At 56.4% G+C, this 13,968-nt stretch carries 15 protein-coding genes; 8 read left to right on the top strand and 7 right to left on the bottom strand.

Features of this window, described 5'->3' with window-relative positions; genetic code table 11:
* Positions 1 to 47: 47 nt before the first annotated feature.
* The 3 genes from RBB77_RS07995 to RBB77_RS08005 all read right to left on the bottom strand — a co-directional run bounded on the left by RBB77_RS07995 (position 48) and on the right by RBB77_RS08005 (position 3,164).
* The gene (locus tag RBB77_RS07995; RefSeq protein ID WP_353066259.1) at positions 48 to 1,202 is read right to left on the bottom strand and encodes a hypothetical protein; all 1,155 of its coding nucleotides are present in this window, start codon (positions 1,200 to 1,202) and stop codon (positions 48 to 50) included.
* A 391-nt stretch (positions 1,203 to 1,593) separates the two neighbouring features.
* Complete coding sequence (gene fabG, locus RBB77_RS08000; protein WP_353066261.1) at positions 1,594 to 2,340, bottom strand: 3-oxoacyl-[acyl-carrier-protein] reductase; 747 nt, start codon at positions 2,338 to 2,340, stop codon at positions 1,594 to 1,596.
* A 62-nt stretch (positions 2,341 to 2,402) separates the two neighbouring features.
* A complete protein-coding gene (locus tag RBB77_RS08005) occupies positions 2,403 to 3,164 on the bottom strand; it encodes a YqjF family protein (RefSeq protein ID WP_353066263.1) in 762 nt (253 codons plus the stop codon).
* 74 nt (positions 3,165 to 3,238) lie between these two features.
* On the opposite strand from RBB77_RS08005, the gene RBB77_RS08010 reads away from it, so the two are divergent.
* Positions 3,239 to 4,813: an FAD-dependent thymidylate synthase gene (locus RBB77_RS08010; protein WP_353066265.1), complete on the top strand. Its 1,575-nt coding sequence runs from the start codon at positions 3,239 to 3,241 to the stop codon at positions 4,811 to 4,813.
* Positions 4,814 to 4,938: 125 nt separating this feature from the next.
* On the opposite strand, the gene RBB77_RS08015 is transcribed toward RBB77_RS08010, so the two are convergent.
* Positions 4,939 to 5,223: an RcnB family protein gene (locus RBB77_RS08015; protein WP_353066267.1), complete on the bottom strand. Its 285-nt coding sequence runs from the start codon at positions 5,221 to 5,223 to the stop codon at positions 4,939 to 4,941.
* 258 nt (positions 5,224 to 5,481) lie between these two features.
* Here RBB77_RS08015 and RBB77_RS08020 point away from each other — a divergent pair, with 258 nt between their 5' ends.
* From RBB77_RS08020 to recA, 4 genes are all read left to right on the top strand, one after another.
* Entirely contained in the window at positions 5,482 to 5,919 is a 438-nt protein-coding gene (locus tag RBB77_RS08020; protein WP_353066269.1) for a hypothetical protein, read from the top strand.
* Entirely contained in the window at positions 5,904 to 6,641 is a 738-nt protein-coding gene (locus RBB77_RS08025; RefSeq protein WP_353066271.1) for a DUF5666 domain-containing protein, read from the top strand. Before RBB77_RS08020 ends, RBB77_RS08025 begins: the two co-directional genes overlap by 16 nt.
* Positions 6,642 to 7,108: 467 nt before the next feature.
* Positions 7,109 to 7,552, top strand: a complete 444-nt coding sequence (locus RBB77_RS08030) for a hypothetical protein (protein ID WP_353066273.1) — start codon at positions 7,109 to 7,111, stop codon at positions 7,550 to 7,552.
* Between the two features lie 127 nt (positions 7,553 to 7,679).
* Positions 7,680 to 8,747 (top strand): recombinase RecA, encoded by a 1,068-nt coding sequence (recA, locus tag RBB77_RS08035; protein ID WP_353066275.1) that lies wholly within the window; start codon positions 7,680 to 7,682, stop codon positions 8,745 to 8,747.
* Between the two features lie 402 nt (positions 8,748 to 9,149).
* On the opposite strand, the gene RBB77_RS08040 is transcribed toward recA, so the two are convergent.
* From RBB77_RS08040 to RBB77_RS08050, 3 genes are read right to left on the bottom strand one after another with little or no spacing between them, the layout of a single operon-like run.
* A complete protein-coding gene (locus RBB77_RS08040) occupies positions 9,150 to 9,737 on the bottom strand; it encodes a Spy/CpxP family protein refolding chaperone (protein ID WP_353066277.1) in 588 nt (195 codons plus the stop codon).
* A 1-nt stretch (position 9,738) separates the two neighbouring features.
* On the bottom strand, positions 9,739 to 10,251 hold the full coding sequence (locus RBB77_RS08045; protein WP_353066278.1) for a hypothetical protein: 513 nt from the start codon (positions 10,249 to 10,251) through the stop codon (positions 9,739 to 9,741).
* Positions 10,248 to 10,859, bottom strand: a complete 612-nt coding sequence (locus tag RBB77_RS08050) for an RNA polymerase sigma factor (RefSeq protein ID WP_353066280.1) — start codon at positions 10,857 to 10,859, stop codon at positions 10,248 to 10,250. The genes RBB77_RS08045 and RBB77_RS08050 overlap by 4 nt, the downstream gene beginning before the upstream one ends.
* Before the next feature lie 126 nt (positions 10,860 to 10,985).
* Here RBB77_RS08050 and coaD point away from each other — a divergent pair, with 126 nt between their 5' ends.
* From coaD to RBB77_RS08065, 3 genes are all read left to right on the top strand, one after another.
* Positions 10,986 to 11,480, top strand: a complete 495-nt coding sequence (coaD, locus tag RBB77_RS08055; RefSeq protein WP_353066282.1) for a pantetheine-phosphate adenylyltransferase — start codon at positions 10,986 to 10,988, stop codon at positions 11,478 to 11,480.
* 56 nt (positions 11,481 to 11,536) lie between these two features.
* Complete coding sequence (locus RBB77_RS08060; RefSeq protein ID WP_353066284.1) at positions 11,537 to 12,733, top strand: pyridoxal phosphate-dependent aminotransferase; 1,197 nt, start codon at positions 11,537 to 11,539, stop codon at positions 12,731 to 12,733.
* A gap of 64 nt (positions 12,734 to 12,797) precedes the next feature.
* Positions 12,798 to 13,964 (top strand): mannose-1-phosphate guanylyltransferase, encoded by a 1,167-nt coding sequence (locus tag RBB77_RS08065; RefSeq protein ID WP_353066286.1) that lies wholly within the window; start codon positions 12,798 to 12,800, stop codon positions 13,962 to 13,964.
* Positions 13,965 to 13,968: the final 4 nt, after the last annotated feature.

Genomic DNA, 13,968 nt, shown 5'->3' on the forward strand with positions numbered 1-13,968 from the left:
TGCGTCAGGAACGAAGCCCCGCCCATTTTTCATGTCTTCGCAGAAACTCAATGCAACTCCCACCGTAGTGCAGGATCGACAAGCGTCTGCAGCAGAAAGTTATTTCTTGGCGGTGACCAGTGGGCCAACCGGCGCAGCAACGAGACAAATAGCGAACGTTGCGCCACCACAATATCGACCGCTTTCTCGGAGATGAATGCATTCCGCATCGAGTGTGGTGTTCCGCCTTCGAAGAACAGTCTGCCCGTTCCAATCTCAATCTCATGTTCGATGAGGTAGGCACGAATCACCGTTCCCACAGAGTACTTCTCGAGACCTCCGCGATTCATCTGCCAATCGATCTCCGACACGCCATGATGTCTCCTGCCGCCGAGCAGACCCATCCATTGACCGTCCGGCGTCTTCACTCCCACGCAAAACAGCCCGTCCAGCTCCTTCATCGTGCGGTATCGCCTTTCGAGAACGACCTCCGAGACAGGATGTGTCGAGGCCGCGTTCAATTCGATCAGCTGTGCTTTGTTCAACACACTCTTCACATCGCCCTCGAACTTGCATCCCAACTCTGCTTCGGCCTTTCGGCGGTAGTACCTTAGATTGCGCCGCGTGTGTTTGCCCATCGCTGCCAGGGTCTCATCGGGCGTCTTCTCCAGCACAATGGTTGCTCCAACTTCGCGTGTCTGTGTCGTCCACAGACGCTTCTTATCTCCCGCAACCGAGCCGTCGAAGCACTCTGACCATTTCTCATTGCCTTCGCCTGCATAGCTGAGCATCACAACCTGCGCGCCGTGCGCCATCAGGTAGCGACCCACACTTGCCGAGATCTTCGTCCGTTCGGCAGGCAGTGCAATCACAGCTCTGCTGCCATTGAAGTCGCTCGTAGTGAAGACGCGCGACGGCATCCCCAGCACCTTGTACTCATAGACCAGGACCGCGCCCTTCAAATCTTCGGCCCGCAGTTCGGCCACGTTTAAATTCGAGCGCTTCCCTACCAGCACGAGATAGGGGATCTTCTTCAGGTTGTCAGGTCCGGTTAGGAAGTATTCCAGATAGTCCATTGCCCCGGTCTGTTCGCAGAGAGAACTCAGACGCACCAGCACCGGCTGAATCCGCAGAATCGCGGCTCGTCCGCGCAGAACGAAAAAGTGCGCCGTGTTCAGATCGTTCCCCAGTAAGTCCTTCACTTCATGACTGGTCGAAAGCATAGTGAACCGAAGATCGGTGAAAATGATGCGGGTGCTTTTTCGCTGTGCTGTTGAGTGTGATGCATCTCGCCAGCTCTATGGCCGGTCATGGGGCGAAAGAAAATAAAGAACTTTTGGCAGATGAGTTACATGGCGGCTGAAAAGCATACGCCAAAGCCATCAATCCGGATCTTCCCAGCTCAACTATTGTTGCAATGTTTCTGGGAGCCGTTTTTCAATTTCTACCCCCTGTGTTCTACAAGAAGTAATCCCAAAATAGCTCTGAACGGGCGCAAAAGATAGACCTCACCTACGAAACCCAAACCATAAATCGCGTGCTAGAAAGACTTTACAGCAAGTCACGCACCAGGCTGAAAATTTAAAGTTCCTCCAACTGGTAACCGAGATACAGTTACCCCATATACATGCCGCCGTTCACGTCCAGTGTGTGGCCGGTGATGTAGCCTGCCTCCTCCGATGCGAGAAACGCAACCGCATGCGCGACCTCGACATCGGTCCCCACTCGACCCAGCGGAATGAACTGCGCATTCATCGCCTTTTGATCTTCGGTCAACACCTCTGTCATCGCCGTCTCGATAAATCCTGGCGCCACCGCATTTACCGTAATCGTCCGGCTCGCCAGCTCCCGGGCCAGCGACTTGGTCAAACCGATCAGCCCCGCCTTCGAAGCCGCATAGTTTGCCTGTCCAGCCTGCCCTGTCTGTCCCACCACCGAGGTCACATTGATGATCCGTCCCCACCGGCCCTTCACCATCTGCGACATCACCGCCTGCGTCATCAGAAATGCGCCCGTCAGGTTCGTCGTCAGAACGTCGTCCCAATCTTTTCGCTTCATCCGCAGCGCCAGAATGTCCCGCGTGATCCCGGCGTTGTTCACCAGGATATTCACTGCGCCGAAGTGCGCGATCACCGCTTTGGCACACTCCTTGATCGACTCTTCGTTCGCGACATCCAGCGCAAATGCGTGTGCCTTACCGCCCGCAGCCGAAATCTCCGCGGCAACCCCCGCCAGCTTGTCGAGATTTCTCGCTGCCAGCGCCACTGTCGCTCCGGCTCGCGCCAGCTCCAGCGCACATGCGCGACCAATTCCCTGAGACGCCCCGGTAACCAATGCAATACGACCTGCGTTAATGCTCATGAACCTCCTCGAACCAAACTCACTTATTATACGAACCGTCGCTGATGACTCCGCGAGCCTGGCTAGAGGTCTTCCCGCAGGGACCAGATATACACATTCAGCTCCCGCGCGAAGTGCAGCACCGGCGCGTGTTCCGGCAGCGCGATTCCATGTGCAGCCGGCAGCTCATTCACGCGAATCTCCGCTTCGGCTCGCTCCAGCGGCCACGGAAGATGATGAATATGTCCCACCAGGACTCTGCCTCCGTGCGGAGTAAACAGGCAGTATCGCTCTGTCAAAAAATGCTCCAGCGTGCCGTCGACACCAGGCCCCGCAACCTCGCCAAGTCCGCGATAGCTCGCTTCAAACCGAACGCTGTCCCTCGACATAAGCCTCTTGCTTTTGTATTCGATCGTTCCATCTGTCGATACATCCCTCCGCATGCTCGCCAAGAAATATGGCAGATGAAACAGGGTCCGCGCACCCGCAACAGCAAGCGCACTCGCTGCATCGAGCGAAAAAAAATACACCCCGCGCAACCCTGTAACCTGCGAACGCACATATGTCCGGAGATTCAACTCGCAAAACTCCCCTGTACCTGGAACGGTGACGCATCTTTGCCCCAGCGCACGTGTCCGCACCCGATCCATCCAGAACGGCACCACACCCACCCACGCCCATCCGTCGAAGTTGTCTACCGCAAGTCCCGCCGGCAGCAGCCGCGCTATCGCCTCCGCCTCAATCGGCCAATGCGCAAACAGCAAATCGTTCCAACGCTGTGCCATCCTCCACTGCCCGGCGGGCAGCAGGTAAGGTCGATGCTCGAGGGAGCTCAGAACATCCATTACGCCAGCATAGTCGTCGTCGAATTACTCTTCAGAAATCCACTTCGACAGGATCAAGTATCCTGAGCATCACCATGTCCGACAGCCAGAAAAGCCCCTCCCTCCCTCCTCCCGCCACCGAGACCGACGTCTACGCCATCCACGGCGCCGACCCCGAGGTCCTCGCCTACGCCATGGCCAAGTACTCCCGCTCCGCTCTCACCATGAAGGAGTCGCTCGCCGAAATCAGCTCCCAGCGCGCGGAGCAGTTCCTCAACACCTTCTACTTTGCCTACGGCCATCGCTCCATTGCCGACCTCGCACACATCCCCTTCGCTATCGAACGGCTCTCTCTCCTTGCCGCGATCGAGCTCGTCGACGAGACACGCTGGGACGGCCAGGAGCGCTCCACCCGCTACCAAAACTTTCGCCTCTCCGGCTGGTTCACGCCCGACCTCGGCTCCGAGACCCCTGCCTTCACCGCCGCCGTCGGGCGCCTCTTCACCACCTACGACAAGATCAGTGCCGGCATACTTACCGCGCTCAAGGTCGCGATCCCGCAGCCCGAATCGATGAAGCCCGACGCCTACGACCGCACCCTCAAAGCCCGCGCCTTCGACGTTGCCCGCTACCTTCTTCCACTGGCGACGAACACTTCGCTCGGCCAGATCGTCAACGCCCGCACTCTCGAAACCCAGGTCTCCCGTCTGCTCACCAGCGACTTCGCCGAGGTCCGACAGCTCGGCGAAAAACTTCGCACCGCCGCAACCGAACCCGCATGGAACGTCCAGCAGGGAGCTGGCGAAGTTCTCTGCGAAGAGATCACCTCTCTCGACGCCGACTGCGGCCGACGCGCTCACGAAGCCTTCCTGCGTCCCGTAAAAACCGCGCCCACACTGGTCAAATACGCCACCCCCAACGACTACCAACGCGAAACCCGCAGCGAGCTGGCCCACGCGGCCCGCGTACTCATGGGCACACAGCCCATCGCTCCCTCACCCGTGGTCGACCTACTCGACGGCGACGAGCCTCTCGAGGTCGAGCTCGCCACCTCGCTCCTCTACCCGCATTGCCACTACCCCTACCGCCAGATTCGGCACAACGTCGCAGCCCTCAGCGCCAACCAACGCGGCGAGATGGTCTCACTCGGCACCAAACATCGCGGCCGTCACGACGAACTCCTCCGCAGCTTCTCTTCCGGCCACAGCCTTCGCTTTGACATCCTCATGGACATCGGCGGCTTCCGCGACATGCATCGCCATCGCCGCTGCGTCCAGCTCCTCCAGCCCTACACCGACCTCCACGGCTACGACGAGCCCATCTGCCCCGGCCAGCCCACCCTAGCCGAAGCGGGCCTCGCCACCGTCTACAGCGAAGCGCTGGCCGCCATCTACGCCACCTACCGCACCCTGCGCGATAGCGATGTTCCCGAGGCCGCGCAATCGGCGCAATATCTGCTCCCACTGGCAACTCGTTGCCGCTCACTCTTCAAGATGGACTTCGCCGAAGCCCTCTACATCTCCGAACTCCGCTCCGGCGTCGCCGGCCATTTCAGCTACCGCCGCGTAGCCTGGGAGATGTACAAGGCCGTCGCGAAAAAGCACCCATCACTCGCCCAATACTTCCGCATCGAAGACGTCAACGAGCCCGTGGATCTTCTAAAACGGTAGACGCAATAGATATCAAGTCAAAGTTTGCTCTACGAAGGTGTGCTCTTTCTCCAACAAAAAACCCCGTCGCGACATAAAATCGCGGCGGGGTTTGTTTCACAACATTCGTTTCTGAAAATCAAAAACTAGTGGACTGTCGAAGCCACGATCGCAGTGGCGATCACGCCTGTAGCTGCTGCGGCAAGAACGTAATTTCCATCCACCCGGCGCCACTCGTAGCCACGCGGTGGTTCCTGCAGATGGTAGTGACGATAGTCGACTTTGTCGCCTCGGTTCCAATCTTCGTGACGAATCTGAGCACCCTTCTTCCATTCGTCATGACGAACATAGTGATCTTCAGCGAATGCGAGGCCGGCACTAAGAGTTGCGGCCAAAGTTGAGAAGGCTAAAGCTTTGCGGAATAGTCTCATATACGCTCCTGGATAAGTTCGATTCGTATAAAACAGGTCGCGTTGCTTACCGTGGCCATAAGACCGCGAAGCCAAGTCATCGTAAAGAAAGAAATATTTAGCTGTGCAACTTCTGGCACATTGAAAGCGTCTGCATTGCGTGCCATCTTCAAAATGGCGAGTCCGCAAACATAGTTCGTCGAGTGTTTTTTCCAAAAGTAAACTGTTGCCCGAATCACTCTTGAACACAATGCAGAGGTCTGTTCAATGGGAAAGCTGATGTCCGAATTCTGCAGCCGCGTACTGACGGCTGTGTGTATTGCTTCGTCTGTTCTACTTTTTTCTGCTGGGTGTGCTTCTGGTGGCGGATCTGGCTCGGTACCCGCAAATACCCACGCCACGCTCCTCATCACAGCGACAAACAAGGCGAACATCCCAATCTTCAAATTCAATATTCAAACTCTCACGCTCTTGGCCGAAGACGGAACATCTGTCTCCATACTCACAGCGCCACAACTTGTGGAGCTCGGCTCCATTAGCGGAGTCGCACGTCCTCTTGTTACCACGGACGTTCCTCAAAAAAACTACGTCTCAGCCAAGCTGACTTACGGTCCTTCGATCTTCGTTGTAATCGATCAAAGTGGTGGCCCCGGATCGACCGGCGTAAATACCTACAAGATCGGTCCACCGAGACGGCCACAGTGCAACTTCCTTTAACCACTTCATTAGTGGTCAGTGGCAGCGCAATGGGCATATTGCTCAATCTGAATGTTCCGCAAGCGACAACATACACTCCGTATTTCGACGGTTCGTCTGCTTTGGCTCCAGACGGGGGCCAGACTTCCTTCAAACCTGTCTTCTCACTTTCAGCAGTATCGCTCGCTGCCAATCCCAGCACACTGCAAGACGGCAAAGTGGAAGATGTACACGGTCAAGTCACCGTCAGCTCCCGCAACGCTCTTACGATCGAAACTGACAGCGGTAGTTCCCTTAGCTTTAACACATCGTCTTCAACAGTCTTTGCAGGTGCAAATAGTACCGCAACGCCGCCGGTTGGTAGCTTCGTGGATGTGGACGCAGCGCTTCAAACGGACGGGTCCATGCTTGCTACCCATGTACAGACCGAAGGGACCGGTCCGCAGTACGACATGGTCGGCCAGATTGTCGAAGGCTCGGTGCAGAGCTACTTTTTCAGTTCCGGCCGTGAGCAACAGGTCCAAATCTTCCAAACGGAACTGGATTTTATGACAACAACGTTCAAATCAATCCGTCTGCGCAGTTCGAGATCTCGTGGCCCAACGGCACCGCACCGGCCGGGCTTCCGTTCACACCGACTCTCAATGCACAATCCATCCTTCCTGGGCAAATATCGCTACGCCAATCCAAGCGCTGCAAACAGTTGGGAATATCGTTCCTGTAACCAGCGTTGTTACACTTGAGCCGCAGACCATCAATGGTACGGTCGCAGCAATCTCCAACCAGAATGGGCAGACCTCGTACCAGGTCATCTTATTCAACGACGATCTCATTACACTGTTCGCCTCGACGCAAACCGTCGTAGCCTATTCCACTTCCGAAACCCATACCATTACAACTTCACCGTTGTCAGTCGGTGTTAAGGCGCGTGTTCGTGGTCTTCTCTTCAATGACAATGGAACATTTCGGATGGTAGCAACAGAGATCGAGAATGGCGTGCCTGATTCTTAGCAAAAGGAAAAATGTGCTCGGTAAAGGACCAATCAGCTTGAACTGCACATATTTTCGCAAGTGGTCCCATCCGCGCAAACTGCGAGTGAATAATCTACGACGTTAGTTGTAATTGTGTTGTAAGCCTGGTGCATTTAGGTTGGTAAGGACCGGGCAATCGAATCGAGTTTGGCTCTTCCCTCCTGAAAGGCAATCGAAAATGCGCAAGCCCACTTTTCTTATCTTGTGTTCTGTTCTTATGTTCGGTTATCTGGCATCGGCCGTAGCGCTACCTGACCAAAAACGCACTGTGGGGGACATCCCCTCCATCATTACTGCGGGGCTGGAGGCTTATAAGGACAAAGGTCCAGAGGAAGCTGTCAAAACTTGGATTAAAGGTAGCCCAATCGAAGGAAGTAAGGAGGCCCTTAGCCAGGCAAATGCGCTGCGTCAAATTCAAGATTTCTACGGTTCTTACCAAGCATTTGAGGTGATCGGTACCCGAGATCTTTCGTCGAGAACGCGAGTTCTATATCTCGTCTTGGACTACGACAACGGACCGCTGTTTGCCAAGTTTCTTGTCTACAAAACAGGGCAAAATTGGATCCTGACAAGCTTCAATTTCAATACAAAAGATGACATGCTCCCATCCCCGCTCCCATGAGAAGGGTAAAACGGACATCGTGATGACTTTGCATGTTCGCCTTTTATTTGCTTTTCCCGTTTTGAATGCTAGAATCCCAAATTGAAACATCAACCTCCCTTTTACCCACCCTTAGGAGCGAAATATCGTGGCAGATGACCGCAGCAAGGCAATAGAACTGGCCCTTTCCGGGCTGGAAAAGCAGTTTGGCAAAGGTTCCATCATGCGGCTCGGCTCGAAAGACGTCGTGCCGATCTCGGTCATCTCTACCGGTTCCATCTCCTTCGACGCAGCCCTCGGCGTAGGCGGCGTCCCACGTGGACGCGTTATCGAAATCTTCGGCCCTGAGTCCTCGGGCAAAACCACGATCACCCTCCAGATCATTGCCGAGGCCCAGAAGTCCGGCGGCCTCGCAGCCTTCGTCGATGCCGAACACGCGCTCGACCCCGCGTACGCCGCAAAGCTTGGCGTAGACATCGACAATCTCCTCGTCAGCCAGCCTGACTACGGCGAACAAGCCCTTGAAATCGTCGAGGCCCTCGTCCGTTCGAATGCCATCGACGTTCTCGTAGTCGACTCCGTCGCAGCCCTCGTCCCCAAGGCCGAACTCGACGGCGAGATGGGCGACTCCCACATGGGGCTACAGGCACGTTTGATGAGTCAGGCACTTCGGAAGCTCACCGGAACCGTCTCCAAGTCTCGTACCTGCCTCATCTTCATCAACCAGATTCGCGAGAAGATTGGCGTCATGTTCGGCAACCCCGAAACCACAACCGGCGGCAAGGCCCTCAAGTTCTACTCGTCCGTCCGTATCGACATTCGCCGCATTGGCGCAGTCAAGGATGGCGATTCGGTCGTCGGCTCCCGCACCAAGGTCAAGATCGTCAAGAACAAGGTCGCCGCACCCTTCCGCGACGCCGAGTTCGACATTCTCTATGGCGAAGGCATCTCCCGCGAGGGTGACGTCCTCGACCTCGCCGTCCTCCACAACATCGTCGACAAGAGCGGAGCCTGGTACAGCTATCAGGGCGAGCGCATCGGCCAGGGCCGTGAAAACGTCCGCGGCTTCCTCAAGGACAACAAGGACGTATTCGCCCGCGTCGACTCGGAACTCCGCAAGAAGCTCGGCATCTCCGGCGTAGCCTCTGCCGATGTTCCCCCGGTCCCTGCCGACGGTCCCGTTCAGGCCAAGGAAGCCGTTCGCGCCAAGAAGTAATCAGGCGAAAACAGCAAATAATCATAAGAAAACGCCGGCGACCCAATCGCCGGCGTTTCTTCGTTCGACAAACCGACAGGAAAACGCTGTCAAGCCCCATTCCCGCCCAAACAGTTGCAAACAAGCCACATATCCGTGGCGTATCAGTTATGCCAAACGTTTTATACTGGAACAGAGTCAAAAAAGCCCCAAGTTTATTCGGGGCTTTTTACGCGATAAAGCTAACAAACGGCCGCAACTCCTTTGCTTGGACGAATTTGGCCGCAAGTCTTTTAGTATGACGATTTTGCGCGAATCAATAGTCGTAAGCTGTTCAATGTCTTACTCGAAGGCAACCCCGGGGGGGAGGGGAGGGTACCTTTAGGGTCAGAAAGAAAGCCCAACTCGGCGCTGGAGCGGTTCCTACTCCATCCCTTCGCCGCCACCCGGACCACCTGGAGGGGGCGCACCCTGACCACCCTGACCACCGGGACCGTTACTGCCGCCCCCCATCCTCGTGCGGCGATGTTCGCGCTGCTCGGCCTGCAGCTTGGTCCACTGGTCGGGCGTCAGCACATTGCGAATGCCCAGCAGCATCTTGGCGTTGGCCTTTTCAAGCTCCGCACGAGCCTGAGCCGCCTGGTCGATCTGCGCCAGGATCTTGTTTGTATCCGGAGGGTTCGCCGCCAGCATCGGCTCCATCAGAACCTCCTGCTTCTCTACGTTGGCCCGCAGGTCGATCAACTGCAGCTTGCTCTGCTGCAGGATGTCATCCATCTTCTTCTGCTGGTCCGGCGTCAGGGCAAGCTTCTGGATCAGGTCAGCGTTATGCCACCAGATTCCCGGAGGTCCGATGCGAAGGCCGCCACGCATCCCCTCGCCTCCTCCCCATCCGCCGCGGCCCATCCCGCCGCCCGGCTGCGGAGGACCTCCTGGGGTGGGTTGCGCCGGCAAGAAAGTAGCAGAAAGAGTCGCGAATAAAACAATCGAAAGTACAGGTTTCAAGCGCATATCAGTTTGTCCTTTGGTCTGAAGTAGAAGTCGTCGAAGTAGTCTCATCGGTCGGGTCGGCCAGCGGCTGCATCGGCGAAGGCACATCGGCCGAAACCTTCTGGTCGATATCGGAGAGCAAAGCCTCATCCGACTCAGCGTTCTGAGCAGCCACCGCGGCGGTCTTCATGGCCTCGCGAGCAGTCGTTTGCCGGTGCAACGAGACGGGAAAAAGGGCAGCGACGAAGATGACCGCCGCTGCAGCCCAGTAAAGTGGTTGCGAGAGCACGCTGTGCGGAGGCGCAATCGACGATCGCTGCGCGTAGCTCTGCGCGAACTGCTGTCGGGAATAGGCGACCGAGGCATCACGGAAGTGCGAGAGCGAATCGCGCAGGCTCTTCAGCTCTGCTGAGCAGATCAGGCAGGCCTGAAGATGCTGCTTGACGACATCGGTGTCGCGATCGCCGACAGACTGTTGGGACGAGTCGGCGAGGAGAACATCGCAGAGTTGCTCGTGAGTAAGGTGGAGGTTCATAGAGAGTCCTTGAGAGTAGCGTTATGGCGAGCCCGAATCGTCGCGAGGGCGCGGTAAAGGTGTGTCTTGACGGTGCTGATAGGCAAACCGGTGATGCTGGCGATCTCGGAGAGTTCAAGCTCCTCCAGAAAACGGAGAAGGAAGATGCTTCTCTGACGCTCCGAGAGCTGCGCAACACTCTCCCACACTAGGGCCATCTGCTCGCTTGCGATCAGGCGCGACTCAAGCGAACTATCGCGATGTGGAACGTGCGACGCGATGTCGGACACATCGATGGCTGTATCCGAAACCCGCTTCCAGAAGCGGAAACGGTCGGTCCGAGTGTGATCGCGTACCAAGTTCAACGCGATCCGCATCAACCAGGTCGATATCGAACAATCGCCGCGGAAGCTGTTGCGAGCTGACCAGGCCCGGACAAACGTGTCCTGGGTTAGCGTCTGCGCTACATCGCGATCCCTGATCGAGACTAGATGGAACCTGAAGATTCTTTGTTCATAGGTAGCGACGATCGAATCCATATCGTCGAGCGGAGTAGCCGGTGCTCGTTGTGCGACGAGCGTCTGCCGGTCGGTGGAGAGACTATCGGAACTGAGAGCTTGTGATGGCATGAAGAAACCGTGGCTGTGTTGCCGCCGATGTTTTGGCTATTGGAAGAGACGCCTGAGGGTACCCGCAAGACTACAGAAAAGCGTGGATTTATTTTTTATCGAGAAAGCGAGGTATGCTGCTCATGCATGCATACAGTGAAAGCGATTTACCCCGGAACCTTCGATCCATTGACCAACGGGCACCTCGACCTGATCGCCCGAGGATCGAAGATTGTGGATCATTTAGTGGTCGCGATCCTTCGCAACTCCGAAAAAGGGACGCCTCTGTTCACGGTTCCCGAGCGCGAAGAGATGATCACTGAGGCGACTCGCAGTTTTGGCAACGTCTCAGTCACGACATTCAACGGTCTTCTGGTCGACTTCGCCCGACAACAGGGTGCGAAAGCAGTCCTTCGAGGCATTCGAGCCATCAGTGACTACGAATACGAGTTTCAGATGGCGATGATGAACCGGAAGCTCGATCCTGAGCTCGAAACGCTCTTCATGATGCCAGCCGAAAAGTACACTTACGTCAGTTCGAGGCTGATAAAGGGCGTCTTCCAGCTCGGTGGCGACGTTACGGCGCTTGTGCCGCCCCTGGTCGTCGAGCGTCTGAAAGCGAAGGTCCCAAATCTGCTCTAAAGGCTTGAGAAGACTTGCTCCTTTATCTCGCTGGCCAAATCTGCCACACTAGAGATATGACCACCGCGACAGCAACGAAGATATTTGCCGACCGCATCGGCCGGATCGAAGTTTCCGCAACCATGGCGATCACAGCCGCAGCGCTGAAGCTCAAGTCTGAAGGCGTGAATCTTGCAGACTTCGGTGCGGGCGAACCTCACTTCTCCACACCGCGCCACATCAAGGATGCGGCCATCGAGGCGATCGAGAAGAATTTTACCCGCTACACGAACGTGGCCGGCATTCCCGAGGTTCGCAAAGCGATCGTGGATCGGCACGCATGTGACTTCGGCTCGAACTACACGCCCGACGAGTGCGTCTTCACAACCGGCGGAAAGCTGGCCCTCTTCAACGCCATCCAGGTTTTGGTTGACCACGGCGATGAGGTCATTCTTCCCGTTCCCTACTGGGTCTCTTTCAAGGACATCATTCAGTACGCTGGTGGCAAGGTCGTCTTAGTGGAGAGCAAAGAAGAAGAGAACTTCCGCATCACAGCGAAGATGATCGAAGCTGCGATCACCCCGAAGACTAAGGCGATCATCCTCAATACCCCATCGAATCCTTCGGGCGCCGTGGTCGCTCCCGACGATCTCGAAGCTATCGTTCGCTTGGCTCACAAGCATGGCATTTACGTTCTGCTTGACGAGTGCTACGTCTACCTGACGTTTACCGGTGAGGTTGTCAGCGGCGGGTCGTTCACGGACTGCAAGGAGCACATCGTTGTGTTGGGTTCGCTATCGAAGACCTACGCGATGACTGGTTGGCGAGCTGGCTTTGCGCTTGGGCCAAAGCCAATCATTGCGGCGATGAGCAAGCTGCAGTCGCAGAGCACGTCGAATACCGCGAGTATGGTGCAGCGTGCTTCCATTGCTGCGCTGACGGGATCGCAGGAGTGTGTGACGGAGATGCGCGCCGACTACATCAAGCTGCGCGATCAGACGCTGGCAGGCTTCAAGACGATTCCTGGATTGACCTGCACTGTCCCGCAGGGAGCTTTCTACGTGTATCCCAATGTCAGTAAGTTCATTGGCAAGGGTGGCATCAAGTCAGCATCGGATCTGGCGGCGAAGCTTCTGAGTGAGGCGCACGTTGTGGTTGTTCCGGGTGAGGCTTTCGGGACCTCGGAGCATATTCGGCTTTCGTATGCGGTATCGCACGACGTTGTGGATGAAGGTGTCAAACGAATGCGGGACTACTTCGCAACGTTGAGTTAGCTGTTGATCTTGCGTCTGGACCGCACTGCTGCTTGGTGCGGTCTTTTCACTAAGATGGAGGCTTATGCCCATTGAAGGCAGTAAGACGGAGCTGAAGTTCGCTCCGGTGATTCTTGCAGGTGGCAGCGGAACACGGTTCTGGCCTCGAAGCCGGAAGGCGCGAGCGAAGCAGGTGTTGGCTCTGGATGGAGAGCGCACCATGATTCAGCAGACGGTTGAGCGTCTGACTCCGGTGGTTGACCCCGCCGAAGTATGGGTGATTACGAACAGCCTGCTTGATGACCTAATTGCCGAGCAGCTTCCTGAGGTGCCTCGCAAACATATCCTGAGCGAACCTGCGGCCAGGAATACTGCGCCTGCGTGCGCTCTTGCTGCGTTCCTGCTGGAACCGAGTTCTCCAGAGACAGTGATCGGCGTCTTTCCATCCGATCATGTGGTGAAGAATATAGCTCGCTTTGCGCAGGTGATTCGCGCTGGGATTGCGATTGCTGCGAGCGGTGAGAAGATCGTCGTGCTGGGCGTTCCTCCGACGCGCGCTGAGACTGGTTATGGCTACATTGAACTGGGCGAGGTTGTTGAGCCGTCGCAGGTTCCGTTTCCGGGAGTTGCGGTTCGGCGGGTGAAGAGGTTTACTGAGAAGCCGAACCTTGAGGTTGCGGAGGAGTTTGTCGCTTCGGGGAACTACGCTTGGAACGGAGGAATCTTCCTCTGGAGTGCGCGGACTTTGGCGAACGCGATCCGCGAGCATTGTCCTGCGATGGCTCCGCTGCTGGAGCGGATTGCTGTGGCTTATCGCACGTCGAAGGAGGAGTTCGAGCGGGTCTTCGCCGAGGTTTATCCGCTGTGCGACAACATCAGCATTGACTATGCGGTGCTTGAACCGCGTTCGGCTAAAGGCGAAGCAGGCGCTGAGATCTACAGTCTTCCAGGCGACTTTGAGTGGAACGATCTGGGCTGCTGGTCGGCGCTGCATGAACATGCGGCTGGTTGTCCGCCTGAGAACGTTTCGGTGGCGAATGTCTTCGAAGGCGAAGATCCGCTTTGCATCTCGATCGATTCGAGTGGGAACTACATTCACGCTCCAGGCAAGGTGATTGCGCTGGTTGGTGTGACGAATCTCGTTGTGGTTCAGACGAAAGATGCCTTGCTGATTACGACTCGCGAACGATCGCAGGATGTTGGAAAGGTTGTTGCGGAGTTGAAGAGTGCTGGGCGAGAAGATCTCATCTAGTGGT

The organism is Tunturibacter psychrotolerans, assembly GCF_040359615.1.
GTDB classification, from domain to species: Bacteria; Acidobacteriota; Terriglobia; order Terriglobales; family Acidobacteriaceae; genus Edaphobacter; species Edaphobacter psychrotolerans.

Bases quoted from the DNA above. Each gene is read 5' to 3' on its own strand.
- RBB77_RS08040 (WP_353066277.1), bottom strand. From the start codon at position 9,737: ATGCGCTTGAAACCTGTACTTTCGATTGTTTTATTCGCGACTCTTTCT.
- RBB77_RS08030 (WP_353066273.1), top strand. From the start codon at position 7,109: ATGCGCAAGCCCACTTTTCTTATCTTGTGTTCTGTTCTTATGTTCGGT.
- fabG (WP_353066261.1), bottom strand. From the start codon at position 2,340: ATGAGCATTAACGCAGGTCGTATTGCATTGGTTACCGGGGCGTCTCAG.
- RBB77_RS08065 (WP_353066286.1), top strand. From the start codon at position 12,798: ATGCCCATTGAAGGCAGTAAGACGGAGCTGAAGTTCGCTCCGGTGATT.
- RBB77_RS08010 (WP_353066265.1), top strand. From the start codon at position 3,239: ATGTCCGACAGCCAGAAAAGCCCCTCCCTCCCTCCTCCCGCCACCGAG.
- RBB77_RS08045 (WP_353066278.1), bottom strand. From the start codon at position 10,251: ATGAACCTCCACCTTACTCACGAGCAACTCTGCGATGTTCTCCTCGCC.
- RBB77_RS08015 (WP_353066267.1), bottom strand. From the start codon at position 5,223: ATGAGACTATTCCGCAAAGCTTTAGCCTTCTCAACTTTGGCCGCAACT.
- RBB77_RS07995 (WP_353066259.1), bottom strand. From the start codon at position 1,202: ATGCTTTCGACCAGTCATGAAGTGAAGGACTTACTGGGGAACGATCTG.
- RBB77_RS08050 (WP_353066280.1), bottom strand. From the start codon at position 10,859: ATGCCATCACAAGCTCTCAGTTCCGATAGTCTCTCCACCGACCGGCAG.
- coaD (WP_353066282.1), top strand. From the start codon at position 10,986: ATGCATACAGTGAAAGCGATTTACCCCGGAACCTTCGATCCATTGACC.
- RBB77_RS08005 (WP_353066263.1), bottom strand. From the start codon at position 3,164: ATGGATGTTCTGAGCTCCCTCGAGCATCGACCTTACCTGCTGCCCGCC.
- RBB77_RS08020 (WP_353066269.1), top strand. From the start codon at position 5,482: ATGTCCGAATTCTGCAGCCGCGTACTGACGGCTGTGTGTATTGCTTCG.
- RBB77_RS08060 (WP_353066284.1), top strand. From the start codon at position 11,537: ATGACCACCGCGACAGCAACGAAGATATTTGCCGACCGCATCGGCCGG.